The 25180-nt window shown below is 72.5% G+C and carries 17 protein-coding genes; 10 read left to right on the forward strand and 7 right to left on the reverse strand.

Features of this window, described 5'->3' with window-relative positions; genetic code table 11:
- Window positions 1-227: 227 nt before the first annotated feature.
- Together ABGB17_RS22440 and ABGB17_RS22445 are read right to left on the reverse strand one after the other, a co-directional pair.
- A complete protein-coding gene (locus ABGB17_RS22440; RefSeq protein WP_347632604.1) occupies window positions 228-2327 on the reverse strand; it encodes a protein kinase in 2100 nt (699 codons plus the stop codon).
- A 7-nt stretch (window positions 2328-2334) separates the two neighbouring features.
- Window positions 2335-4437, reverse strand: a complete 2103-nt coding sequence (locus ABGB17_RS22445) for a serine/threonine-protein kinase (RefSeq protein ID WP_347632607.1) — start codon at window positions 4435-4437, stop codon at window positions 2335-2337.
- Between the two features lie 123 nt (window positions 4438-4560).
- Between ABGB17_RS22445 and ABGB17_RS22450 the strand changes: the two genes are divergently transcribed.
- Entirely contained in the window at window positions 4561-4809 is a 249-nt protein-coding gene (locus tag ABGB17_RS22450; RefSeq protein WP_347632609.1) for a hypothetical protein, read from the forward strand.
- A gap of 3 nt (window positions 4810-4812) precedes the next feature.
- Here the strand turns inward: ABGB17_RS22450 and ABGB17_RS22455 are convergent, their stop codons facing one another.
- The 3 genes from ABGB17_RS22455 to ABGB17_RS22465 form a co-directional block, all read right to left on the reverse strand.
- Window positions 4813-5718 carry a carbohydrate ABC transporter permease gene (locus tag ABGB17_RS22455; RefSeq protein ID WP_347632611.1) on the reverse strand — a complete coding sequence of 302 codons (906 nt, stop codon included), beginning with the start codon at window positions 5716-5718 and terminating at the stop codon, window positions 4813-4815.
- 11 nt (window positions 5719-5729) lie between these two features.
- Window positions 5730-6662, reverse strand: coding sequence for an ABC transporter permease subunit (locus ABGB17_RS22460; RefSeq protein ID WP_347632613.1), 933 nt, complete (start codon window positions 6660-6662; stop codon window positions 5730-5732).
- 159 nt (window positions 6663-6821) lie between these two features.
- Entirely contained in the window at window positions 6822-8528 is a 1707-nt protein-coding gene (locus ABGB17_RS22465; protein WP_347632615.1) for an extracellular solute-binding protein, read from the reverse strand.
- A gap of 243 nt (window positions 8529-8771) precedes the next feature.
- On the opposite strand from ABGB17_RS22465, the gene ABGB17_RS22470 reads away from it, so the two are divergent.
- From ABGB17_RS22470 to ABGB17_RS22500, 7 genes are all read left to right on the forward strand, one after another.
- Window positions 8772-9983 (forward strand): ROK family transcriptional regulator, encoded by a 1212-nt coding sequence (locus tag ABGB17_RS22470; protein WP_347632617.1) that lies wholly within the window; start codon window positions 8772-8774, stop codon window positions 9981-9983.
- A 224-nt stretch (window positions 9984-10207) separates the two neighbouring features.
- Window positions 10208-13183, forward strand: a complete 2976-nt coding sequence (locus ABGB17_RS22475) for a glycoside hydrolase family 3 C-terminal domain-containing protein (protein ID WP_347632619.1) — start codon at window positions 10208-10210, stop codon at window positions 13181-13183.
- On the forward strand, window positions 13180-14217 hold the full coding sequence (locus ABGB17_RS22480; RefSeq protein ID WP_347632621.1) for a LacI family DNA-binding transcriptional regulator: 1038 nt from the start codon (window positions 13180-13182) through the stop codon (window positions 14215-14217). The genes ABGB17_RS22475 and ABGB17_RS22480 overlap by 4 nt, the downstream gene beginning before the upstream one ends.
- Complete coding sequence (locus tag ABGB17_RS22485) at window positions 14214-15230, forward strand: LacI family DNA-binding transcriptional regulator (RefSeq protein ID WP_347632623.1); 1017 nt, start codon at window positions 14214-14216, stop codon at window positions 15228-15230. Before ABGB17_RS22480 ends, ABGB17_RS22485 begins: the two co-directional genes overlap by 4 nt.
- A 193-nt stretch (window positions 15231-15423) precedes the next feature.
- Window positions 15424-16773 carry a PHB depolymerase family esterase gene (locus ABGB17_RS22490; RefSeq protein WP_347632625.1) on the forward strand — a complete coding sequence of 450 codons (1350 nt, stop codon included), beginning with the start codon at window positions 15424-15426 and terminating at the stop codon, window positions 16771-16773.
- A 466-nt stretch (window positions 16774-17239) separates the two neighbouring features.
- The gene (locus ABGB17_RS22495; protein WP_347632627.1) at window positions 17240-17641 is read left to right on the forward strand and encodes a hypothetical protein; all 402 of its coding nucleotides are present in this window, start codon (window positions 17240-17242) and stop codon (window positions 17639-17641) included.
- Window positions 17642-17728: 87 nt separating this feature from the next.
- Window positions 17729-18064 (forward strand): hypothetical protein, encoded by a 336-nt coding sequence (locus tag ABGB17_RS22500; RefSeq protein WP_347632629.1) that lies wholly within the window; start codon window positions 17729-17731, stop codon window positions 18062-18064.
- A 67-nt stretch (window positions 18065-18131) separates the two neighbouring features.
- On the opposite strand, the gene ABGB17_RS22505 is transcribed toward ABGB17_RS22500, so the two are convergent.
- Together ABGB17_RS22505 and ABGB17_RS22510 are read right to left on the reverse strand one after the other, a co-directional pair.
- On the reverse strand, window positions 18132-18890 hold the full coding sequence (locus ABGB17_RS22505; protein WP_347632631.1) for a DoxX family membrane protein: 759 nt from the start codon (window positions 18888-18890) through the stop codon (window positions 18132-18134).
- Window positions 18887-20488: an MFS transporter gene (locus ABGB17_RS22510; RefSeq protein WP_347632633.1), complete on the reverse strand. Its 1602-nt coding sequence runs from the start codon at window positions 20486-20488 to the stop codon at window positions 18887-18889. The genes ABGB17_RS22505 and ABGB17_RS22510 overlap by 4 nt, the downstream gene beginning before the upstream one ends.
- A gap of 247 nt (window positions 20489-20735) precedes the next feature.
- Here ABGB17_RS22510 and ABGB17_RS22515 point away from each other — a divergent pair, with 247 nt between their 5' ends.
- A complete protein-coding gene (locus tag ABGB17_RS22515) occupies window positions 20736-22589 on the forward strand; it encodes a hypothetical protein (RefSeq protein WP_347632635.1) in 1854 nt (617 codons plus the stop codon).
- Between the two features lie 229 nt (window positions 22590-22818).
- Window positions 22819-25164, forward strand: coding sequence for an AAA family ATPase (locus tag ABGB17_RS22520; RefSeq protein ID WP_347632637.1), 2346 nt, complete (start codon window positions 22819-22821; stop codon window positions 25162-25164).
- The last annotated feature ends 16 nt before the right edge of the window (window positions 25165-25180 follow it).

A 25180-nucleotide genomic window follows, 5' to 3' on the forward strand; every position in this document is an offset into this window, starting at 1 on the left:
AATCCTGGCCAGAACCCGGCTCCGCCTCATCCCAGGCGACACACCCCACAAGAACCCACACCCGCACACACTCACCGCTTAACCTGCAGAAACAGGATCACGCAGAGATCAACTCATACACCACTCCGCTGGACGTGACCCCGTCCGGTCTGGTCTCCGGGTCCGGTCTCGGGGTCCGGTTGTGGGGGGCCGGTCGTTCGTGTTCGGGCCGGCCAGTGACCAGGGGGTCAGTTGTTGGGGTTGGGGCCGTAGCGGGGGATCAGGCGGTTGGGGTCGCCTGTCAGTTCTGTCTGGGGGATCTCGGCCAGTAGGCGGACCGGGGTGCCCTTGAAGTTGGTGGCGGTCACGCGGGCGGGGGACTTGGTCAGGTCGGTGATGATCAGGTGGGCGTCGTTGTACCAGCCGATTATGGTGCGGCGGGTGGGGAGGGGGACGGTGGTGACGCGGCGGCCGGTGGTGGTGTCCCAGATGCAGGCGGTGGCGAAGACGTCGGGGCAGAAGGTGGCGAAGAGCTTTCCGGCGGGGGAGAACGTGCTCTCGCGGTCTATCGGGTCGCCGGTGTCGGGGATGCTGCGCAGGACCTTGCCGGTCAGGTCGTAGAAGCGCATGCCGGAGGTCCGGCCTTCTCTGTAGCGCTGGGCGACGCTCGTCTCGCCGGGGGCCCACATGAAGGAGTAGGCGGCGGCGCCGGGGGTGCGGAGGGAGACCGGTCTCGCGGTGGCGGTGTCGCGGTCGACGACGACGAAGCCCACCGAGGTTCGCTGGTTGGTGGGGGAGACCTCGTAGGTCGTCAGCAGCAGGCGCCGGCTGTCGGAGGACCAGTAGGGGCTGAAGTTCTGCAGGGGTTTGTCGGTCAGGCGGACCACGAACTCCCGCCCGGTCGAGCGCTCCACCAGGCGGACCTGGTCGTACGTCTGCGGCAGCGAGCCCTTCAGCCACGGCAGGACGGCCAGCCAGGTGCCGTCGGGGGACACCAGGGGCTCCTGGTAGGGGCCGGTGGACTCGAACTCGCGCTGGGCGTCGCGGGCGAAGGACTTGGACTCACTCTCGCCCAGGTACATGAACGAGGTCATCCGCGTCCGGTCATCGGGGTTCTCGTGCAGGGTGGTCTTGGTGCCGGGCAGCCGGATCTCCTCGGTGGAGGCCGGGGGTGCGGCCGTCACCTCGGGGATGGGCGCAGGTGGCGAGGTGACGGGGGTGGTGGGCCTGGCGACGGGGCCGCTGGTGTCGCGGGGGATCAGCACATAAGCCAGGGCGGCGCAGACCAGGGCGAACGCGACGGCGGCCGCGATCCACAGGGGCCTGCGGGTCCGGGCCAGGCCCTCGGGCTCGGTGGTGAACGTGGCGGTGCCGGGGTCGGTGGACACCGGCCCGCCGGGACGCTGCCACGGGGACGCCGCCTGTCCCAAGGGTGCCCCGTGCGCCGGGGGCCCGGCGAGGGCGGTGGTGCGCTGGGGGGTGTCGGAGGCGGCGGCGGTGCCGGCGGAGAGCAGGTCGGCGCCGGCCGGGCGGCCCTGGGCGCCGAGCAGGCGCAGCAGGGCGTCGCGGGCCGTGGGGCGGGCGGCGGGGTTCTTGGAGAGGCAGTCGGCGATCAGGTCGCGCAGGTCCCCCTCCAGGTCGCCGAGGTCGGGCTCCCGGTGCAGGATGCGGTTGATCACGGCGGGCAGGGAGTCCATGCCGAACGGCGGGCGGCCCGTCGCCGCGAACACCATGGTGGAGCCCCAGGAGAACAGGTCGGCGGGCGGTTCCACCGGCGCCCCGTCGAGTTGCTCGGGCGCCATGTACGGCGGGGTGCCGATGGCCCCGGACCCGGTGGCGGAGGTGTCCATGGCGCGGGCGATGCCGAAGTCGATCACCCGGGGGCCGTCCCGGCTGAGCAGCACGTTGCTCGGCTTGAAGTCGCGGTGCACCACATCGGCCCGGTGGATCGCGGTGAGCGCGGTCATGGTGCCCACCGCGAGGCGCCGCAGCCGGGCCCCGCGCAGCGGCCCGTCCTGCTCGACGCTCTGCTGCAGCGTGGGGCCCTCGATGTACTCGCTGACGATGTACGGCCTTCCCTCGGCGGTCCCGCTCTCCACGACCTGGGCCGTGCAGAACGGTGCCACCCGCCGCAGGATCTCGGTCTCCCGCTGGAACCGCCCGGGGGCCTCGGGGTCCTCGGCGCCGGGGACCAGCCCGCGCCGCAGCACCTTGATCGCGAACTGCTCGCCGGTGGGCGCGGTGCCGAGGTAGACCGACCCCTGGCCTCCCTCACCGACCCGTCCCACCAGCTCGTAGCCGCCGATGTCGCCGGGGTCGCCGGGCCGCAGGGGAGCGATTCTCGTCACGGTCCCGCTACTTCGCCGCGAACCGGAGCTGGTGGGTGATGTCCTTCGCCTTCTTGTCGACCTCGACGAGGGTGCGCTGGATCTTCCCGTGGAAGTCGATCACCACGTACTTCTTGGTCTCCTTGCGCGGGTCGTAGACGATCAGATGGCCCTCGTCCCACCAGCCCTGCACCGACGCCTCGTCGCTGAACGAGGGGATGGTGGCCGTGCGGTTGCCGGACGCCAGGTTCCACACGCAGATGCCGGAGTCGGAGTTCTTGTCCGGGCAGTAGGTGTAGAACGAGGTGCCCGAGGGCGAGAAGAGGCCGGGCCCGGGGATCAGCCCCACCCATGGCATGGTCCGCCCGACCTTGCCGTCCAGGGTGCGGAACCGCAGGCCGAACCGTACCTTCCCCTTGCCCTCGTAGGCGCCGGCGACCGTGGTGCCGTCGGGGCTGAAGTCGAAGTTGCCGTAGCCGTCCCGCTCGTCGTCGGTCATCACGGCGGTCGCCTTGCGCGTCTGCACGTCCACCACGACGAACCCGGCCGGGTACTGGGTCTCCTTGTCCACGTCGAAGTTGTAGACGGTGAGCAGGTAGTGCCTGCTGTCGCGCGACCAGGTGCCCGACAGGCCGCGCAGCGGCTCCTTGAGGGTGTCCACGGAGAACTTCTCGCCGGTCGTGCGGTTGATGAAGCCGGCCGAGTCGTAATTGGACGCGGCGAACTTCAGCCACGGGTTGACCGCCACCCAGTTGCCGTCGGGTGAGACGGTCGGGTCGCCGAAGTCGGCGTTCCTGCCCACGACGGTGAAGGTGTCCTTGCCGAGGTCGCGCACGTACGACGCGTACTGCTTCTTGTCGTTGTCCTGGACGAAGTAGGACACAAGCCGCACCGGGTCGGACGGGTGCTCGTGCACGGTGATCGGCACGTCCGGTGTGGTGATCTTCTTGGTCGCCTTGGGGGGCGGGCTGGGCGACGCCTCGATGACCGATGCCGACGGCGCGGGCAGCGGCGTGGGCGGCGGCGCGGCCTGCGTGGTGGGCCGGGGCGCCGGGGCCGGCCGGCCGGTGAGGGCGTAGACCGTGCCGCCGGACACCACCGCGATGGCGACGGCGGCGGCGGTGAGCATCAGGCCGCGGCGGCGTCCCGCGGCCGGCCGGGACGGCGGGGGCAGGAAGTCGACCCGGCTCGCGGGGTCGGGCGGCGGCGGGGTCCCGAGGGCGGCGGGTGCCTGCGGGGCGCCGAGGGCGGCGGGCGGCGGGGGAGCCGCCGAGGGGTCCGCCGGGGGACGGGCGGGTTCGGCGGCGGGTGCCTCCAGCGTGGCGAGGATCTGGGAGTGGCCGACCAGCCGCAGCAGGGCCTCGCTGGCGCTGGGACGCCGGGTGGGGTCCTTGGCCAGGCAGCCGGCGACGAGGTTGAGCAGGTCGTCGTCCAGCACGCTGAGGTCGGGCTCGTCGCGCAGCACCCGGTTGATGGTCGCCGACATCGAGCCCGCGTCGAACGGCGCCCGCCCGGACGCGGCGAACAGCATGGTGGCGCCCCAGGCGAACATGTCCGCCGCGGGCCCGATCGGCGCGCCTTCGAGCTGCTCGGGTGTGAGGTACGCGGGGGTGCCCACCGAGCGTGTGGTGCTCTCCATCCCCGCGTCGAGCGCCTGCGCGATGCCGAAGTCGATGACGCGGGGGCCGTCCGGTCCGAGCAGCACGCTGGTGGGGCTGAACTCGCGGTGCACGACGCCGGCTTGGTGGATGGCGACGAGCGCGGTCATGGTGCCGATGGCGAGGCGGTGCAGCGCGGGCCCGCGCAGCGGCCCGTCCGTCTCGACGGCCGCCTGAAGCGTGGGTCCGTCGATGTACTCGCTGACCACGTACGGCCGCCCGCCTGACTGCCCGGTCTCCAGGACCTGCGCGGTGCAGAACGCCGAGACCTGCCGGAGTTCCTCGATCTTGGCGAGGAAGCCTTCGGCGCCGTGGGTGTCCTCGTGCAGGAGCTTGATCGCGACGTGGTCGCTCGACGACGGGCCTTTCGCCAGGTAGACGATGCTTCTCGCACCTTCACCGATCCTGCCGACGATGTGATATGCACCCAGCTCGGAGGGATCGTCCGATTGCAGGGGCAAGACCTGCGGCATATCGGGATTCTCCTTAAAAAGTAGGTCCCTAGATCATCAATTATGCGTACCGAAGCACATGCCCGGCAGCCTCTTACCGCTTTTCGTGGGTAGCTGAGTGGTTAGAGGACTAAGGGGGCGAACATGGCAAGATGCGAAGTATGTGGAAATGATTATGATATGAGCTTCGAAGTCCATGCGAGGGGCGGTGTGCACACGTTCGACAGCTTCGAGTGCGCGATCCAGCGCATGGCGCCGGCCTGCGAGCACTGCGGCTGCCGGATCATCGGGCACGGCGTGGAGGCGAACGGCCACTGGTACTGCTGCGCGCACTGTGCCCGGTCGCAGGGGATCACCGAGATCGTGGACCGGGTCGGCGCCGGCGTGCGCTGAGCGTCACCCCTTCACGGCGCCGATGATGACGCCCTTGGTGAAGTGGCGCTGCACGAACGGGTAGACGAACAGCACCGGGATCAGCGCCAGCACCACGATCGCCATCTGGATGGCCAGGCTGGGCGGCAGCGGCTCGCCGGCGATGGTGTCACTGGTCTGGCCGACCACCAGCGACTGGCCCTGCAGCACGTACTGCCGCAGCACCACCTGCAGCGGCCACTTGGCGTTGTCGTTGAGGTACAGGACCGCGTTGAAGAACGAGTTCCAGTACCCGACGGCGTAGAACATGCCGATCACCGCGACGACGCCCTTGGAGATGGGCAGCACGATCCGCCCGAGGATGCGGAACTCCCCGGCGCCGTCGATGCGGGCGCTGTCGATGATCTCGCCGGGGATGTTCATGAAGAACGCCCGCATCACCACGAGGTTGAACGCCGCCACCGCCGACGGCAGGATCAGCGCCCAGTAGCTGTCGATCAGCCCGAGCGAGCTGACCAGCAGGTAGTTCGGGATCATGCCGGGCCCGAACAGGTAGGTCGCGAGGATGGTGAACAGCAGTGGCCGGTGCAGCAGCGACCCCGGCCGCGACAGGCCGTACGCCGCGAGCACCGTCACCGACAGGCTGATGGCCGTGCCCGCGCCCGTGACGGCGAGGCTGACCACCACCGCGCGGGTCACCACACCGCCGGAGAACAGCTCCCGGTAGGCGCCGAGCGTCAGCTCCCCCGGCACGGTGACGAGGCCGCCCGCCCGGGTCACCGCCTCCTGCGGGGACAGGCTGGTCAGCACCACCATGTAGATCGGGAACAGCACGCTCGCCACGATCAGCGTGAGGATCACGCCCTTGACCAGCCGTCCCGCCACGCTCGGCCGCTCGTCCCACAGGGGCCGGGCCGTCGAAATCGCCATGCCGTCCGCTCTCATGTCCGCTTGTAGATGCCCTGCTCGCCGAACCGGTGGGCCACCTTGTTGGCGACCAGGATCAGCGCCAGCCCGACCAGGCCCTTGACCATGCCCGCCGCCGCGCCGTAACTCCACTCGCCGGTGGTGAGCGTGCGCCAGTACACGAAGGTGTCCAGCACCTCGGCGGCGTCGCGTCCTACGGCGTCCCGCTGGATGAAGAACTGCTCGAAGCCGACGTTGAGCGCGTCGCCGAGCCGCAGGATCAGCAGCAGGATCACCACCGGGCGCAGGCCGGGCAGCGTGATGTGCCACATGCGCCGCCACCGCCCCGCGCCGTCCACCGCCGCCGCCTCGTACAGGTTGCGGTCGATGGCGGCCAGCGCGGCGAGGAAGATGATGGTGCCCCACCCGGCGTCCTTCCAGACCGTCTCGCCGGTGACGAGCAGCAGGAAGGTGTCGGGGTTCGTCATCAGGTCGATGCCCTCGTGGCCGTGCTCGCGCAGGATCTGCGAGACCAGACCGGCGCCGCCCAGCATCTGCTGGAACAGCGTGACCACCAGCACCCACGAGAAGAAGTGCGGCATGTACACGACGCTCTGCACCAGCAGCCGCACCTTGGGCCGCACCACGCTGTCCAGCAGGATCGCGAGGGCGATCGGCACCGGGAAGTAGAAGACCAGTTGGAACGTCGTGATGCCGAGCGTGTTGAGCGTCGCGTCCCAGAAGCTCTGGTCCAGCAGCAGCCACTGGAAGTTGGCGAACCCGACCCACGGGCTGTCGGCGAACCCGACGTACGGCGAGTAGTCCTGGAACGCGATGACGTTGCCGAGCAGGGGCACGTAGTGGAAGAGCAGCAGCAACCCGACGGCCGGGGCGGTCATCAGCAGCAGCGGCCAGTCGCGCCGCAGCCGGGCCCGCAGCGGGTGCGGGGCCGACTCTTTGCCGGTCATCCGGGATTTTCCGCCGTAGCGGCTTGCCTTGGCACCCCTGTTCCGGACAGAGTTAAGGGTGCCGGTTCCGGCGGGTGAGGTCAGGTCACCCGCCGGGCCGGTCTTCGTCGTCTCCTGGGTCACACGGGCCGCCCGTGCCGCCGCGCCCCACGGCCGCCTCTACGCACGGCCGTTGTCCCGCAGGACCTTCATGTAGAAGTCCCTCGCCTCGTCGCCGCCGTCCCGCCGCCACTCCTCGACGATCTTCTTGATGTCGCTCAGCGGCCGGCGTCCGCGCATGACGTCGGTGAACTTGTCCTCGGTGGGGATCTGCAGCCCCGACATCTTGGACGGCCGCTGGTGGCGTATGCCGTCCAGTGGCGTCTTCTCGATGTACTTGAAGTTCTCGTTCTGCCAGGTGACGCTGTCGCGCACCGCGTCGGGGTAGGCGACGAACTCGGCCACGATCGGCCGCCCGCCGAGGAAGACGTACGACGGGGCGATCTCCTTGCGCCCGAGGTCGGTGGGCTGCGGCACCCCCGACTGGTCGCGCTCGAAGTGCTTGCCCTCCACGCCGTAGGTGGCGAGCTCGTACTCCTTGGTGCCGAACGGCGCGGCGCACCAGTTCAGGATGCCGAGGATCTCCTTCATCTTCTCCGCGCCGAGGCCCTTCTTGACGAAGGTGAAGATGCCCGCCGGGTTGTTGTGGTACATGATCGGCGTGCCGCCGTCGTGCGCGAACAGCGGCAGGGCGCCGATCGCGAAGTCGGGGTTCTTGCCGCGGTGCTGCTGGAGCAGTTCCTTCCACGCCCCGAGGCCGTCGCGGTACACGAGTAACTGGCCGGAGGCGAACAGGTCCTTCTCGCTGGTGCCCTTGCTGCTGGTGACGTTCGGGTGGATCAGTTTGGCTTCGAACAGCCGCCGCATGAACGCGATGCACTGCTCCCACTCGGGCGTCTCGTACTTGAACTCCAGCTTCCCGTTCTGGTAGCGCCACTCCTGGGGCACCCGGAAGACCGGCCACAACATCTCGTGGATGTCGCCGAACGCCCAGCGCCGCGCCTTCGGGTCGGTGATCGCCTTGCCCAGTTCGAACAGTTCGTCGGCGCTCTTCGGCAGGGCCCAGCCGGGGTTCTTCGCGAACAGGTCCTTGCGGTACAGCAGGGCGAAGGGATAGGGCTCGGTGGGGAACGGCACCGCCATCAGCTTGCCGTTGAACACCGCGAACTCCCACGACGGCGTCGGCAGGTTGGCGAGCATCGGGTACGCCTTGACCTTGTCGCCCTGCAGGTACGGCGTGAGATCCTCGAACGCCTTGTCGACGGCCAGGTTGAAGTCGGCCATCTTCTCGATCTCCCACTGCGGGACCACCATCAGCTCCGGGATGTCCCCGGCCGCGAGCCGCGCGGTGGCCTTGTCGCCGTAGGTGATGCCGTCGGCGATCTGGAACTGGATGGTGGCGCCGATGTCGGCGTTGCACGCCTGGAAGTAGGAGTTGTCCGCCAGCCCGGGGGGCGGCGGCCCCCACAGCGGCGTCATGGCGGTGTACCGGCCGCCCGTGCCCGCGGCGGTCACCGCGTCGGTGGCACTGGCGGGGTACTTCAGGTAGCCGCCGCCGATGCCGGGCACGCCGGGCAGCGTGGAGACGGTGCCGGGCACGTCGGGGGCGACGCCGGGGTAGGGCACGTACGCCGGGGTCAGGCTCCTGAGCTTGTCGGCGGCGGCCGCGGTGGCGCCGCTGCCACCGCCGGGGCGGCGGGTGGCGGGAGTCGAGCAGGCCGTGAGGCCGCCGCCTGCGATGGCGGCGGCACCGAGGCCGGCGAGGCCGAGGAAGCCCCGGCGGGTGGTACGGAGGTGCGCGGGGCCGCTATGCGGGGGGTGTTCCACGACACTTCCCCTTTCGGTTTCAGGTCAGGTGTCTCGTCAGGGGTGTCGGCCCGGGCGGGCTACGAGGTAGAGTTAGTTCGTCTTATGACCAAACAAATTAGACCAGCGTGACGTGCGCCACAAGGGACGGCGGCCCGGCCGGCCGAAAGCGGCGCCGGGGAGCGCGCCGGGTTGAGGCATGACCCACCGCTCGATGATGAGGCATGATGAGCCCACCGGGGCACAGCGGGAACGGGGCTGATTTTGATCAACACGCACACGGGCCCTCAACCGGCGGACTTCGCCGACGTCCGGGCCACCAACCTCGCGGTCGTGCTGCGCTTCGTCCGGCAGAACGCCCCCTGCTCCCGCGCCGACATCGCCGCGTCCACCGGCCTGAACAAGGCCACCGTGTCGAGCCTCGTCGCCGACCTCATCGACCGCCGCCTGCTGCGGGAGACCGGCCTGTCCGAGAACCGCGTCGGCCGGCCGGCCACCATGCTGGTGCTCGACGGCTCGCCGTACGCCGCCATCGGCCTTGAGGCGAACGTCGACTACCTGACGGCGGTCGCCGTGGACCTCGCGGGCACCGAGCTGCTGTCGTGGCGCCGCACCTTCCCCGGCGCCACCGCCACCCCCGGCCAGGCCGTCGCGGCCATCGCCGCGCTGGCCCGCAGGGTGCTGAACCGCATGGACAAGGAGGCCCGCCAGGTGCTCGGCCTCACCGTCGCGGTGCCGGGCCTCGTGGACGTGAGCGGCTCGGTCCGCATCGCGCCCAACCTCGGCTGGCGGGACGTCGACCTCGCGGGCGACCTCACCAAGGCGCTGCGCGACCCCGGCTTCCCTGTCCTGGTCGACAACGACGCCAACCTCGCCGCGCTCGCCGAGCACCGCTTCGGCCCGCACGGCGCCGCCGGGGACCTCGTGTACCTGACGGGCGAGATCGGCGTCGGCGCCGGCGTGATCATGGACGGCCGGCTGCGCCGCGGCGGCCGGGGGTTCGCCGGCGAGGTGGGCCACATCCCGATCGACTCCGCGGGCCCCGAGTGCCGCTGCGGGCGCCGCGGCTGCCTGGAGGCCGTCGCGGGGCTCGGCGCCGTGTTGCGGCACACCGCGCCGGACGCCACGCCCGCCGAGCTGGAGCCGGAGGTCGACGAGATCGTGCGCCGCGCCCGGGCGGGCGACCCGGTGGTGCTCGCCACCCTCGACGAGGCGGGCCGCGCGCTCGGCAAGGGCGTCGCCGTCCTCGCCAACGTGCTGAACCCGCAGGTCGTGGTGCTCGGCGGCTACTACGCCGCGCTCACCCCGTGGGTGCTGCCCGCCGCGCGCGAGGAGCTCGCCCGGCTCAGCTTCGCCCCCGAGGCGGGGGGCACCGAGCTGGTCGCCTCCACCCTCGGGTACGGCGCGTCGGCCCTCGGCGCGGCGGCGCGGCTGCTCGACTCCATCGACTCGGGGCGACTGCCGGCCACGGGGTAGCGCGGGCTGACCGGGACCTGTGGAGCCGGGAAAACGACTCTTGACCGGAGCCCCGCGAAACGGCAGTCTTCAGGAAAACCCCACATGTAACACCGCGGAAACCTTTGCCCAGCCTCATCGAAGCGCTTCGACGGACGTATCTGCTCGAACCGCTTCGATTCCGCTGCCGCCGTTCGCGTGAAGCGCCTCCACGTGCCAACTCGGTGAAACGAAGGACGGTCCCGATGAACGAACCGGTGCCAGGCACCTTCCGCGACCCCGGCCTGCCCCTGCCGGCCCGGGTCGCCGACCTCCTCTCCCGGCTCACCCTGGACGAGAAGCTCGGCCTGCTGCACCAGTACCAGGCGGCCGTCCCGCGCCTCGGCCTCGGCCCCTTCCGCACCGGGACCGAGGCGCTGCACGGCCTCGCCTGGCTCGGGCCCGCGACGGTCTTCCCGCAGGCCGTCGGCCTGGCCAGCACCTGGGACCCCGACCTCGTGCGGGAGGTCGGTGCCGCAACGGGCGACGAGGTGGTGGCCTTCCACCGCAAGGACCCCGCGGGTGCCGGGCTCAACGTCTGGGCGCCGGTCGTCAACCCGCTGCGCGACCCGCGCTGGGGCCGCAACGAGGAGGGCTACTCCGAGGACCCCTGGCTGACCGGCGTCATGGGCACCGCGTTCGCCCGGGGCCTGCGCGGCGAGCACCGGGTGCTGCGCACCGCCCCGACGCTCAAGCACTTCCTGGCCTACAACAACGAGACCGACCGCTGCGTCACCTCCAGCAACCTGCCGCCCCGCGTGCTGCACGAGTACGAGCTGGAGGCGTTCCGCCCGGCCGTCCAGGCGGGCGCCGCGGTGTCGCTGATGCCGTCCTACAACCTGGTCAACGGCCGCCCCGCGATGCTCAGCCCGCTGATCAACGACGTCGTGCGCGGCTGGACCACCGGCGACCTGCTGGTGGTCAGCGACGCCTACGCCCCCGCCAACCTCACCGGCCAGCAGGACTACTACGGCGACCCGGCCGAGGCGTACGCGGCGGCCGTGCGGGCGGGCACCGACAGCTTCACCCAGGACGACGACCGGCCCGAGGCCACGCTCGGCCACCTGCGGACCGCGCTCGCGCGGGGCCTGCTCGGCGAGGACGACATCGACACCGCCGTGCGCCACACGCTCTCGATCCGCTTCCGGCTCGGCGAGTTCGACCAGGCGACACCGTACGACGACATCACCGAGGAGGTCGTCAACAGCCCCGAGCACCAGGCACTGGCCCGCCGGGCCGCCACCCGGTCGTTCGTGCTGCTCAAGAACGACGGCCTGCTGCCGTTCCGCCGCCCCGCGAAGGTCGCGGTCATCGGGCAGCTCGCCGACACGCTGATGGAGGACTGGTACAGCGGCACCCTGCCGTACGCGGTCACCGCCCGCGCGGGCCTCGCGGCGCGGTGCGAGACCGAGTTCTGCGAAGGCGTGGACCGCGTCGCCCTGCACGCCCCCGGCGGCCCGGTGACCGCCGCGGAGGACCTCGGCGGCGGCCCCCTGAAGGTGCGGCAGGGCGCCGAGCCGCGGACCACGTGGTTCGACCTGTTCGACTGGGGCGGCGGCGCCTACGCGCTGCGGGCCGCGGCCAACGGCAGGTACGTCTCGGCGGGCGACGACGGCGTGCTGGTCAACGACCAGCCGGGGCCGAACGGCTGGGAGGTGCGCCAGACCTTCCGCCTGGACGAGCGCCGCCGCGGCGCGCTCGCGCTGCGGCACATCTCCACCGGCCGGCACGTGGAGCTGGCGCCGGACGGCACGCTGCGCCTCGCCGACGACCCCGACGCCGCCGTCGTGCTCACCCTGGAGCCCGTGGCGAGCGGCGCACAGGCCGCCGCCGAGCTCGCCGCACGCGCCGACGTCGCCGTCGTGATCGCGGGGGACCACCCGCTGGTCAACGGCAGGGAGACCGAGGACCGCGCCGACCTCGCGCTGCCGCCCGCCCAGGAGGCGCTGGTGCGGGCCGTGCACGCCGCCAACCCCGCCACCGTGCTGGTGATCAGCAGCGGCTACCCGTTCGCGGTGACCGCCCTCGACGACGAGCTGCCCGCGATCCTGTGGTCCGCGCACGGCGGGCAGGAGTACGGCCACGCGCTCGCTGACGTGCTGTTCGGCGACGCCGACCCCGCCGGTCGCCTCACCCAGACCTGGTACCGCTCGGCCCGCGAGCTGCCCGACCTGTTCGACTACGACATCATCGCCACGGACTTCACCTACATGTATTACCGCGGCACCCCGCTGTACCCGTTCGGGCACGGCGAGAGCTACGCCACGTTCGAGTACTCCGGCCTGGAGCTGTCCGCAGGCACCGTGGGCCCCGACGACGTGCTGACCGTCCGGCTCACCGTCGCCAACGCCGGGCCCCGGGCCGGTGAGGAGGTCGTGCAGCTCTACACCCGCCAGCGCCGGTCCCGGGTGAAGCAGCCGCTGCGGCGGCTGCGCGGCTTCGCCCGGGTGCGCCTGGAGCCGGGGGAGAGCCGCGTCGTCACGCTGGCGCTGAAGGTGGCGGACCTCGCGTTCTGGGACGTCACGCGGGACCGGTTCGTGGTGGAGGACGCCCCCCACACGGTGCTGGTGGGGCGCTCGTCCCGCGACATCCGGCTGAGCGGCCGGTTCACCGTGGCCGGCGAGCGCGTCCCCGCCCGCGATCCCTACACCCGTCCCCTGGACGCGGCCGCCAACGACGAGTACGACGGAGTCGTGCTGTGCGACGCCGCCCGGGTGGCCGGCGACGCGGTGCGGGGCGCCGTGCCGGGGGCGTGGATCGCCTTCCGCGAGGTGGACTTCGCCGGCGGCGCCGCCGCGTGCGCCCTGACCGTCACCAGCACCGAGGGCGGCGTGGTCACCCTGCGCCTGGACGACCCCCTGTTCGGGCCCGTGGCCGGGGCGCTGTCGGTGGCGCCGGCGCGCGACCGTTACGACCTTGTGTCGGTGGCCTGCCCGCTCGACGGGGCGGCCGGAGTGCACGATCTATATGTGGTGTTCGAGAACGAGGGGGTCACGGTGAGCGAGATCGCCTTCACCGAGACGATCGTCCCGGTGGGGGGCACGGTGCCCGTGAGCCAAGGAGCGCAGCGGATGCGGGGCACCGAGGGCGCGCGGACGGCGCCGGGGACGCGGGCCGAGCAGGGACCCGTGCGGAAGGCGGCGCGGGTCGTCCCGCGCGGGGCGGCGGAGGGCGCTCGTTGAGGACGGTCACCATCGCGGACGTGGCCAAGCACGCCGGGGTCGCGGTCAGCACCGTGTCCTACGTGCTCAGCGGCAAGCGGGCCATCTCCGCCACCACCAGCCAGCGGGTGATGCGCAGCGTACGCGCGCTCGGCTACCACCCGAACGCCGGGGCCCGCGCCCTGGCCAGCAAACGTTCCAACGTGATCGCGCTGGTGCTGCCGCTGCGGGCCGGCATGCACCTGCCCGTGCTCATGCAATTCGCCACCTCCGTGGTCACCACGGCCCGGCAGTTCGACCACGACGTGCTGCTGATGACCGCCGACGAGGGCCCCGACGGGCTGCGGCGGGTCGCCGCGAGCGCGCTGGTGGACGGCCTGGTGCTCATGGACGTCGAGATCCACGACCCCCGCGTGCCGCTGCTGCGCGAGCTCGGGGAGCCGAGCGTGCTCATCGGGTTCCCCGCCGACCCCACCGGCCTCACGTGCGTCGACCTCGACTTCGCCCGGGCCGGGGCCGAGTGCGCCGAGCACCTCGCGACGCTCGGTCACCGTCACATCGCGTTGCTCGGCGCGCCCCGTGTGGTGTACGAACGTGGTACCGGATACGCCGAGCGCACGATGGAGGGCTTTCTTGAGGCGGCACGCGGCCACGGCGCCACCACCATCGCGCTGCCCTGCGAGGAGGGCTTCGACGAGGTGTCCGCGACGGTGACCACTCTGCTGGCCGATCATCCCGAGCTGTCCGGCCTGGTCGTGCACAACGAGGCGGCCGTCGACCATGTGCTCGGCACCCTGCGCATGCTCGGCAGGCGAGTGCCCGAGGACGTCTCGGTGATCGCGATCTGCCCCGACGACGTCGCCGAGCGGGCCAGCCCGCCGCTCACCTCGGTCGCCATCCCGGCCGCCGACGTGGGCCACCAGGCCGTGCGCCTGCTCATGGCCAAACTGGACGGAAGCTTCGTGCCCGACGCGACCCTGCTGGCGCCCCGCCTGACCGTCCGCCAGAGCACCGGCGGCCAGATCACGGGCGGTCAGAGCACGGGCGAGCGGTGAGGGCCGACGAGGGCGCCGAGCTGACGGTCGCGCGCATCGCCGCTCTCGCCGGGGTCTCCCCGCCCACGGTGTCACGGGTCATCAACGGGCAGACCGGCGTGGCCGTCGCGACCCGGCAACGGGTGGAGGCCGTGCTCCGCGAGGTCGGTTACCGGCGCAGGGACAACGCCGTGTCGTTCCCCATCCTGGAGCTGGTCTTCCACGCGCTGGAGAGCCTGTGGGCGCTGGAGATCATCCGCGGGGTCGAGGAGGTCGCGCGCGAACGCGGGCAGGCCGTCGTCCTCACCGAGATGCAGGGCAGGCTGACGCCCGGCCGCGCCTGGACCGAGCAGGTACTCGCCCGGCGGCCCACCGGCGTCATCGCGGTGTTCTCCGAGCTGACCGCCCAGCAGCAGGCGCAGCTCGCCACCCGCTCCATCCCCCTGGTGGTGCTCGACCCCACCGGGGAGCCGCTGCACGAGACGCCGTCGGTGGGCGCCACCAACTGGAGCGGCGGCCTGACCGCCACCCGCCACCTGCTCGGCCTCGGGCACCGGCGCATCGCGATGCTCTGCGGTCCGGTGGAGTGGCCGTGCTGCCGGGCCAGGCTGGACGGCTACCGCGCCGCCATGGACGCCGCGGGCGTGCCCGTGGATCCCGACCTGGTGCGCGTCAGCACCCTGTACGTCGAGGGCGGCGTGCGCGACGGCGCCGAGCTGCTGGCCCTGCCCGACCCGCCGACGGCCGTCTTCACCTCCAACGACCTGCAGGCGTTCGGCGTGTACGAGGCGGCGCGGCGGGCCGGCGTGCGCATCCCCGAGGACCTCAGCGTGGTGGGGTTCGACGACCTGCCGTTCACCCGCTGGGCCGGGCCGCCCATGACGACCGTGCGCCAGCCCTTGGTGCAGATGGGCGCCACCGCCGCCCGCATGGTGCTCGACCTCGCCGAGGGCGGCACCCTGAGCCAGCACCGGGTGGAGCTGGCGACCGACCTCGTGCTGCGCGACAGCACCGCGCCCCCCTCACGCGCCTGAGCCGACGCCCCCTCCCGGGGGCGAAAGTTTCAGCTGTCCCGTGCCTCGTTGCCGGGGCTTGCGCTGGTCACGGCTCCCTGGATGTCATGCGCCGACATGCCGCGTTGCCTCCTGAAACATTTCTGACGACACTGCGGAATGTTTCAGTCATGGGTCGTCGCCGAGACGGCCGGGCCGAGAGCAGGACGAGCGCATGAGAATCAGACACGTGTTGCTGGGCATCGCCGCCTCGGTGACGCTCGTGGTCGCCGGCGTCGCGGTGGCGTCGCCCGCGCCCGCCGCGACGCTGACCGAGGTCACCGGCTTCGGGACCAACCCCAGTAACCTGCGGATGCACATCTACGTGCCGGACCGCGTGCAGTCCCGCCCGCCGGTCCTGGTGGCCGTGCACTACTGCACCGGCTCGGGCCAGGCGTTCTACCAGGGCACCGAGTTCGCCTCGCTGGCCGACCGGTACGGCTTCATCGTCATCTACCCGACCGCGACCCGCAGCGGCGCCTGCTTCGACGTGTCCTCGCCCCAGGCGCTGCGGCACGACGGCGGCAGCGACCCGGTGGGCATCGTGTCGATGGTCCGGTACACGCTTCAGCGCTACAACGGCGACGCCGGCCGCGTGTACGTCACCGGTGCCTCCTCGGGGGCCATGATGACGAACGTCCTGCTCGGCGGCTACCCCGACGTGTTCAAGGCCGGGGCGGCGTTCGCGGGCGTGCCGTTCGCCTGCTTCGCCACCACCGACGGGTCGAGCTGGAACAGCCAGTGCGCCAACGGCCAGCTCGTCCGCACCGCGCAGCAGTGGGGCGACCTGGTCCGTGGCGCCTACCCCGGCTACTCCGGCGCCCGGCCGCGCATGCAGATCTGGCACGGCACCAATGACGACACGTTGCGCTACCCGAACTTCCAGGAGCAGATCAAGCAGTGGACCAACGTCCACGGCCTGAGCCAGACCCCGACCCAGACCGACACCCCGCAGTCCGGCTGGACCCGCACCCGTTACGGCGGCACCGGCCTCCAGCCGCCCGTCGAGGCGATCAGCCTGCAGGGCGTCGGGCACAACGTGCCCACCAGCGGCATGGCCATGCGGGCCATCCAGTTCTTCGGCCTGGACACCACCGGCCCGACGGCCACCCCGACCGTCACGCCGACGGTCACCCCCACCGTCACCCCCACGGTCACGCCCACCGTCACGCCGACGGTGACGCCCACGGTCACCCCGACGGTCAACGGCGCCTGCCGGGTCGCCTACGTGATGAACACCTGGAACAACGGCTTCACGGCCCAGGTCACCGTCACCAACACCGGCGGCTCGACCGTCAACGGCTGGGCCCTCGCGTTCACCCTGCCGTCCGGCCAGACGATCACGGGCTCCTGGAACGCACAGATCACCGGCACCAGCGGGGCGATCACCGCACGCAACGTGGGCTACAACGGGACCATCGCCCCGAACGGCACCGCGTCGTTCGGCTTCCAGGCCACGCACAACGGCTCGACCGGCAGGCCGCCGTCGTTCATCCTGAACGACAACGCCTGCTCCGTGGCCTGACCCGTCCTCCGGCGGTGTGGGCCCAGCCACGCCGCCGGAGCCCGCCCGCCGGCCCGTGATCACGGGTGCCGGGCGGCCCGGCGGCCTGACGGCGCGCGTGCCACGCCGTCCGGCCGCTGCCGTGTTCCGGCTCCCTCGCTCCGCCCGTGTGGCGAGTACGGCGATCAGCAGCGCGGTGAGCAGGGCGAGCTGGGCGAGCGCGGACAGTGCCACGCCCACGGGGATCGCGGCGAGCGCGAGCACGGCGGCCGCGGCGCGGAGCTGTCGCCGCGGCAGGCCGAGCACCCGCCGGTACAGCAGGTCGCCCAGCAGGTAGAGCGTGACGCCGGCCGACAGGGCGACCGCCGGCCCGACGTGCATGTGGTCCAGCGGGTGGCCGAGGGCCTTCTTGACGCCCGCCGCCACCGCGACGATGCCGAGCAGCATGGGGATGTGCGCGTAGAAGTACGCGCCGAGGATCAGTTGGGTGCGCCGCACCACGCCGGCCCCGGCGAGCACGTGCTCCGCCGACTCGGGGCCGTCGCCCCCGAAGTACACCCACCACAGGCACGCCGCGAGCGCCAGCCCCAGCGTCGCCGCGACCAGCAGCGCCGGGCTCACCGCCCCGTGCGCCCCGATGCCGATCGCCACCACCGACTCCCCGAGCGCCACGATGACCAGCAGCCCGTGCCGTTCCACGATGTGCGCCGGATGCAGCGGGAACCCCTTCTGCCCGATGAAGTATGGGCTCACCCACACCAGCACCACCGCCGCCCCCCACAGCAGATGCGCGAGCGCCCCTTCGGTGAACCCCGCCGCGAACAGCAGCCCCGTGGCCCCGAGGTTGAACGGCACCACCCGCACGAACGACGCCGAAGCCTGCAGATAGAGCCCCGCGTGCACCAGCACGATCACCAGGTACCCCAGCGCGAACGCCCACCCGCCCCCGTCGAACGCCCGGGGTATGGCCAGCGCCATGACCAGGAAGCCCCCCATCCCCAGCAGCACCAGCACCCGCCGCGCCGGACGCACCGGCGGCACGGTGTTGGTCAGCCACGCGTACCCGGAGTACATCCACCAGATGACCCCGAACACCAGCAAGACCCGCAACCCGCCGGCCACCGGCGACACGGGCTGCGCCCCCGCCTCCGGCTCCGTGAAGCCGGCCACCAGCAACGTGGTCAACTGCGTGACCGTGAACACGAACACGAGATCGAAGAACAGCTCGAGCGTGGAGACCCGCAACTCCTGCTCAGGAGAAGTCGGCTCCACCTTCTCGGCGAACCATCCAGGAAGACGCACGCGCCAATGATCGGCCCTATCCACCACAACCGCGACTGATTACCCGAACCCGGTCGCACCGGGACACGGTGCGTTGTTCAGTCGGACGGGGGAGTGGTGGTCTTACGGGGACCGGCGACCAGGCGGTCCGTGCCGGTGGACGGGGGTGGGGCGGGGCTTTCCGCCGTGGTGCCGTCGGCGGGCTTGGTGGTGCGGCGGGGGCGGGTCTTGCGGGGGGCCGTGGCGTCGGGCTCGGGGGTGGTGCCCTCGGGGAAGGTCACCGGGCCCTTGACGTCCTTGTCCTTGGGAGGATCGGTGTGGCTCACGGTGGGATGGGGGGCCGTGGGGGTGTCCTCGGTGGGGGGAGTGGCGGGGCGTGAGGAGTCGCGCCAGGAGGCGATCACGCTGTCGGCCTCGGTGTCGGCGGCCATCTCGGCGTCGACTTCGGCTTCGCGTCTGCGGATGACGACCAGATGGTCCACCGAGAGGCGGCCGGCGCCGACGACGGCCAGCAGGACGGACGCGGCGCCGAGTGCGACGATCAGGTTGATGTCGCCGCCGGTGAGCGGCAGGCCCACGTCACCGCTGACCAGGATGAACACGGCCAGGGCCTCGAGGAACAGGATGATGCCGCAGGCGGGGACGAACAGGCCGGCGACCATGAGGGCGCCGCCGATGAGCTCGATGAGCATGGTGCCCGCCGCCCACAGGGGCGCCGCGGGGGCGTCCATGCGGGCGAACTGCTCCTGGGTGGCGTTCAGGCCGGACTCCAGTTTGTGCCAGCCGTTGGCGAAGAAGATGCCGCCGACACCGAGCCGGGCGGCCAGCGCGGCGATGTCGGTCAAGGTTCGTCTCACGGTGCCCATTCTCCTGGGGTAGATCCGCCTTGCCCAGACAATTGCCCTGTATCTCCTTCGTCATGCCCGCGGCCCCGGGGTGTCAGCGCCAGGGCCGCGGCGGTGGTGAGGGCGAGCAGCACGACGCTCACCAGCACCGTGGAGTGCAGCGCGGTGACGAACGCCTGCCGGGCGGTCGCGAGGAGCGCGGCCCCGGACGGCCCGGGCAGCCCGGCGGCGGCGTGCGCGGCGGCGGCCAGGGACTCGCGCGCCTGGGCCAGCGCGGCGGGCGGCACCCCGGGGACCGTGGCCACGGCGGGGGCGTACACGACGGTGGTGACGGTGCCGAGCACCGCGACGCCGAGGCCCGCGCCGAGTTCGTACGCCGTCTCCTCGATCGCCGCCGCGCCCCCGGCACGCGACTCCGGCGCGCACGCCATGATCGTGTCGGACGCGGCGAGCAGCGCCGCCTGCACGCCGAACCCGATGCCGGCGAAGCACAGCGACAGCAGCCACGGGTGGTGCTCGGTGCCCCACGCGAGCGTCGGCGTGAGGGACAGCCCGGCGAGCCCGAGCCCGCCCGCCATGGTGGCCCGCAGCCCGAGCCGCCGCAGCAGGAACGCCGCGCTGAGGCCCCCCGCGACGGCCGCGACCATCAGCGGCAGCATGCGTACGGCGGCGCGCAGCGGGCCGTCCCCGAGCACGAGCTGGAGGTACTGGGCGAGCATCAGCTCCAGGCCGACCAGGGCGAACACCGCGAGCAGCACGCAGACCACGCCCACGGAGAAGCCGCGGCGCGCGAACAGCCCGACGTCCAGCAGCGGGTGGGGGAGGCGGCGCTGCCGGGCGGTGAACCACGCGAGCAGCCCGGCACCGGCGAGCAGGATCGGCACCGCGCCGGCGGTGCCCACCACGGCGCCGTGCCCGGCCTCCTTCAGCCCGAACGCGAGGCACAGCACGCCGAGGGTGGCCAGGGCCGCGCTCGGCGCGTCCCAGCGGTGCCCGGCCCGCCGGGGCGTCTCAGGCAGCAGGCGGGCGGCGATCGGCAGCGCCACCACCAGCAGCGGCACGTTGATCAGGAACACCGTGCCCCAGCGGAAGTGCTCCACCAGCGCCCCGCCGATCAGCGGCCCCACCGCCGCGCCCCCGGCCGCGACGGCACTCCACACGCCGAGAGCCACGGCCCGCTCCCGCCGGTCGGTGAACACCTGCCGGATGATCGACAGTGTGGCCGGCATGATCATGGCCCCGCCCACGCCGAGCAGCGCCCGGGACACGATGAGCGCCGCCGGGGTGGCCGCGAACGCCGCCGAGAGCGAGGCGGCGCCGAACACCAGATAGCCGAGCAGGACCAGCCGCCGCCGGCCGTAGCGGTCGCCGAGCGTACCGAACACGACGAGCAGCGGCGCGACGACCAGCGAATACACGTCGATGATCCACAGCAGCTCCACGGCCGTGGGCTCCAGGTCCGCCGTCAGGGCGGGCACGGCGATGTGCAGGACGGTGGCGTCCACGGCGATCAGCAGCAGGCTGGAGCAGAGCAGGGCGAGGATCGCCCACCGGTCCGGCCGCGAGTCCGTGGTGCGCCGGGCGTCCGGCCGGGTCCCCAAAACCGTCATTAGCTACCTAAAGGGATGTGACTGCTGAATCTGGGTGGCAGCTTAGGGCCAATCCCCTTGATCGATCAGCGGCTTGCCGGAACGGTTCGGCTCGCGGTCTCCCGGGACTGCTGGGAAGCGTGATGGGAGCTGGGGCGGTCCCGACCTCTCTAGAGAGCTATAGGTATATGTCCGACATCTAGGCAAGTTTCCTTCGGCAACGGACCATGACGGCGTGGGGAACGCCAGCGAGCCAGATCCCTCTCCGGTGCCATCCCCGCGAGACCGCTCCGATCCCCGGGCCTGGTGCGTGGTCGCCGTCGCGAGACTGGGCCGCGATCAGCCGGAGGGAGCGCTGGAGGCCGCCGGAGAGGCGGTCGAGCGCGACCCCGGCGGCGAATGGGGGCATCGGCTGATGAGTCTCGCCCTGGAACGCCTCGGCCGCGACTCCGAGGCGACCGTCGCGGCTCAGGACGCCGTCCGGCTCGCACCCGGCTCCTGGGCCGCGCGGCTCCGGTTCGGCTCGGTGCTGCGCCGGACCCCCGGCCGCTGGCGCGACGCCTGGGCGCAGGCCCAGCAGGCCGTCCGCTTCGCCCCCGAGCAACCCGACCCCCACGTGCTGATCGGCGACCTCGCACTGGCCCGCGGCGACTTCCGCCAGGCCGCGGCCGCCTACCGCACCGCGCTGCGCCGCGACGAGGATCACCCCGCCGCCCGCGTCAACCTCGGCCTCACCCACCTGCGCTGGGAACGCCCCCGCGACCACCACGACCCCACCTGGACGGTCGACCCCCGCGAGACCGGCCGGGCCCGCAGGGCGCTGGAGGTGTGGTCCCGGCAGGTGCGGCTGCTCGCGGCCGTCGCGCTGACCGCCGTCGCCGTGCTCGCGTTCTGGTACGACCTGCGCGACCCGGCGCGGGCGGGCGGCGCGGCCGTGCTGGCGCTCATGCTCGCCGCCACCGTGCGGCAGGCCCGGCGGGTCGGGGTGTGGCGGTACGTGCCGGGCATGCTGGCCAGGGACCTGTGGTTGTGCGTGTCGGTCTCGGTGGCCGTGCTCGTGGTCGCGGCGTATGTGACGGCGCTCGCCACCCTGCCGGACTGGTCGCCCGGCTCGCTGGTCGTGCCGCTGGTGTCCGCGCCCGCCACGGTGGTCGTCGAGTGGGAGGACCTTCTCGGGGGCTTCTGGGCGGGGCTGTTCGGCCTGGTGCTGTTCAACGGGCCCGCCGTGTTGTGCCTGCGCGTCTTCGCCGAGACCTGGCAGGGACGGCCGGTGCGGGCGCTCGCCGAGTTCACCGCCGTGGCGCCCGAGCGTGTCGGGCTGCGCGACACCGGGGTCACGTTGTGGATCGTCGCGGCGCGGCTGTGGTCGCTCGTCGTGCTGCTCGCCGTCGTCCCGCCCGCGGCGGGGGAGGGGAGGGCGGCGCTGGCCGCGGCGTGCGTCCCTCTCGCGCTGCTGTACGTGCGGTGGCGGGGCGGGCTGCGGTTCCGCGCCGGGACGGTGCTGCGGCACGACTGGGCGCTGGCGCTCGTGCTGCTGACGCTCCTGCCGGCGTCCGCTGCGCTGTTCACGGTGGGCATGGTGGCGCTGCTCGGGGCGCCCGCCGGGACCGGGGCGTGGTGGACGGTGGCGGCCACGCTCTCGATCGCCGTGCTGTGCTTCCTGGTGCGGGGGGCCCGCGCCTGGTGGCGGCGTTCGGCGGGTCCGTGGCGGGCGTCCCTGATCCCGTGCGAGGGCTGCGGGCCGCGGCTGCCCGGCGACGTCGTGCCGCCGGTCGGCCTCAGCGAGGAGGTGCGGCGCGCGTTCACCTACTCCCGGAGCGTCGTGCTCTCCTACAGCGACACCGACGGCCCGCGCACCCTCGCCGTCGGCGCCGTCACCTCGGTCAGCTCGTCGGGCGAGCTGCGCCTCATCGCCACCGAGGAGGCCTGGGCGGCCGCGGCCCGCGACCCGCGTGTCGCCGTCTTCGTCGCCGACCCCGTCGAACGCCGCTTCTGGGCCGAGGTCCGCGGCGTCGCCCTGCCTGACCCCGCCCAGGACGTCCTGCGCGTCACCCCGAAACACGTGCAGATCGCCGAGTTCCCCGGCCGCCACGAGGCCAGGACGTCCCCCCGCCGCCGCTGACCGCGCCTGACCTCCCCGTGCGGGGCCTCCCGCCGTCCCGTGACCGGGTCCGGGCGTCCTGCGGCGCGCGTGGCGATCCCGGCCGTCACCACGGTCCCGCGTCCCCCATTCGCCTCCCGTGAGGTGTCACCCGGACTCGCCAGGGCAAATCGTGCCCGTGGCGCGCGTGGCGGGGACGCGCGCGGCAGGGCCGGTTGCGGTATAACCGGGAGGCGACCGGGGAGGCGAAATGCGGGACTCCGACAGGGCCCGGCCGGCGGGGCGCGCCGCGGCCCGTGATGCGTTCGAGCACGTCCGACGACGTTACTTCGCGCTTTCGCCCGCCATGCGCCGGGTGATCTTCTTCGTGGTGCTGATCGGCGCCGTCGTCGTGGGTGTTCTGACCGGCGGCTCGCTGTTCACCACGCTCGTCACTACTTTCTTACTCCTGGGCTTCGCCGAGCTGACCCTGCGTTACCCCCGCGCCGCCGCGACCGTCCTCGTCGTGGTGGCGTGGTCCTGCGCGGTGGTGGTGGCCGGCAGCTACCTCCAGCCGCACTCCGCGCTGCCCACCTTCTACCTCCTGCTCGGCCTGCTCGTGGGTGTGGCCGCCCACCTCGTCCGGTGGGTCACGCCGTGGGTGACCACCGTGGCGTCCCTTGGCGCCGCCGCCATGGTCGCCCTCGCCGTCGCCACGTTCTCGCCCGGCATCGCGGTGTGGGCGGCGTACGGCGTCGCGGTCGCCGTGCTCGCCTACCGGCTGGTCCAGGCCGGGCAGGTACGGGGCAGGCTCACCGCCCCGGCGCCCGCGTCCCCCCAGGTGGGGCAGCGGGCCAGGGAGGGCGCCGCCGACCGGGAGCAGCACGAGCGTTCCACGCCGCCGCCCATCTCGGTGGACGAGGCGCTCGGCGAGCTGGAGAGCATGATCGGCCTGGAGCCGGTCAAGGAGCAGGTGCGCTCGATCGCGGCGTCCATCGAGGCGTCGCGGCTGCGCGCCGAGGCCGGCTACTCCACCGATGCGCCGATGCGCCACTTCGTGTTCGTGGGCCCGCCCGGCACCGGCAAGACCTCCGTGGCCCGCACCCTCGCCAAGATCTTCTACGCGTTCGGCCTGCTGGAGACGCCGTACGTCGTCGAGGCCTCCCGCGCCGACCTGGTCGGCGAGTTCCTCGGCGCCACGGCCATCAAGACCAACGAGCTGGTCGACAGCGCGCTCGGCGGCGTGCTGTTCATCGACGAGGCCTACAGCCTGATCAACTCGGCCGAGGGCCAGCCGGACCGCTTCGGCGCCGAGGCCGTGCAGACCCTGCTCAAACGCGCCGAGGACGACCGCGACCGCCTGATCGTCATCCTGGCCGGCTACGAGAAGGAGATGGCGGGCTTCCTGGCGTCCAACCCCGGCCTGTCGTCGCGCTTCTCCACCCGCGTCAGGTTCCCCTCGTACTCCCCGGCCGAGCTGGTGCGCGTCACCGAGCTGCTGCGCGCCCGGCGCGGCGAGCGGCTGTCCCCGGACGCCCCGGGGGTGCTGCTCGGCCTGTTCGAGGACGTCCACCGGCGCGGCCTGATCGACGAGCTCGGCAACGCCCGCTTCGCGCGCAGCCTCGTCGAGACGGCGGCCCAGGCCCGCGACGTGCGCGTCGTCGGCGCGGGCGGCGCGCCCGAGCGCGAGGACCTCGTCACGACCACCACCGCCGACCTCGTCAAGGCGTTCAACGAGCTGACGGCGCGGTTCCGCGGTTTCCAGGCCCGGCCGAGCCTTGAGGAGGCACTGGCCGACCTCGACCGCATGGCGGGCCTCGAGCCGGTCAAGCGGCAGGTGCGGGCCATCGCCGCCCAGTTGCGCATCGCCCGCATGCGCGAGGAGCAGGGCCTGCCCGCGCCGCCCCAGATGCGCCACTTCGTGTTCGTCGGGCCGCCGGGCACCGGCAAGACCACGGTGGCCCGGGTGCTCGGCCGCGTCTTCGCGGCCCTCGGCCTGCTGTCCCGGCCGGACGTGGTGGAGGCGTCCCGCGCGGACCTCGTGGGCCAGCACCTCGGCGCCACGGCCATCAAGACCAACGAGCTGGTGGACCGCGCGCTCGGCGGCGTGCTGTTCGTCGACGAGGCCTACAGCCTGGTCAACAGCGGGTACCAGGGCGGCGACGCGTTCGGCACCGAGGCCGTGCAGACCCTGCTCAAGCGGGCCGAGGACGACCGCGAACGGCTGGTCATCATCCTCGCGGGCTACGCCACCGAGATGGAGCGGTTCCTCGGCAGCAACCCGGGTCTGGCCAGCAGGTTCGACCAGCGCATCGTGTTCCCGTCCTACCGCCCCGCCGAGCTCACCGAGATCGCCGCGCTGCTGGCGAGCCGCGCCGGGGACCGGTTCGACGACGCGGCGCTGCGCGACCTCGGCGAGGTGTTCACGTGGGTGTGCGCCGAGGGCCTGATCGACGACCTCGGCAACGGCCGGTTCGCCCGCTCCCTGTTCGAGCGCGCCGCCCTGGGCCGCGACGTCCGCCTCGCCGGCCGCGGCGGCACCGCGAGCACCGCCGAACTCACCACCATCACCAGGGAGGACGTCCGCGTCGCCGTGGACGAACTGGCCGAACGCTGACCCACACACCGCCGTG

Origin of the sequence: Sphaerisporangium sp. B11E5 (assembly GCF_039871875.1) — a bacterium.
Taxonomy (GTDB): Bacteria; Actinomycetota; Actinomycetes; order Streptosporangiales; family Streptosporangiaceae; genus Sphaerisporangium.

Excerpts from the sequence above, each read along its gene's own strand:
- ABGB17_RS22475 (WP_347632619.1), top strand. The coding sequence starts at position 10,208 with ATGAACGAACCGGTGCCAGGCACCTTCCGCGACCCCGGCCTGCCCCTG.
- ABGB17_RS22520 (WP_347632637.1), top strand. The coding sequence starts at position 22,819 with ATGCGGGACTCCGACAGGGCCCGGCCGGCGGGGCGCGCCGCGGCCCGT.
- ABGB17_RS22490 (WP_347632625.1), top strand. The coding sequence starts at position 15,424 with ATGAGAATCAGACACGTGTTGCTGGGCATCGCCGCCTCGGTGACGCTC.
- ABGB17_RS22510 (WP_347632633.1), bottom strand. The coding sequence starts at position 20,488 with ATGACGGTTTTGGGGACCCGGCCGGACGCCCGGCGCACCACGGACTCG.
- ABGB17_RS22460 (WP_347632613.1), bottom strand. The coding sequence starts at position 6,662 with ATGACCGGCAAAGAGTCGGCCCCGCACCCGCTGCGGGCCCGGCTGCGG.
- ABGB17_RS22455 (WP_347632611.1), bottom strand. The coding sequence starts at position 5,718 with ATGGCGATTTCGACGGCCCGGCCCCTGTGGGACGAGCGGCCGAGCGTG.
- ABGB17_RS22445 (WP_347632607.1), bottom strand. The coding sequence starts at position 4,437 with ATGCCGCAGGTCTTGCCCCTGCAATCGGACGATCCCTCCGAGCTGGGT.
- ABGB17_RS22450 (WP_347632609.1), top strand. The coding sequence starts at position 4,561 with ATGGCAAGATGCGAAGTATGTGGAAATGATTATGATATGAGCTTCGAA.
- ABGB17_RS22500 (WP_347632629.1), top strand. The coding sequence starts at position 17,729 with ATGACCAGGAAGCCCCCCATCCCCAGCAGCACCAGCACCCGCCGCGCC.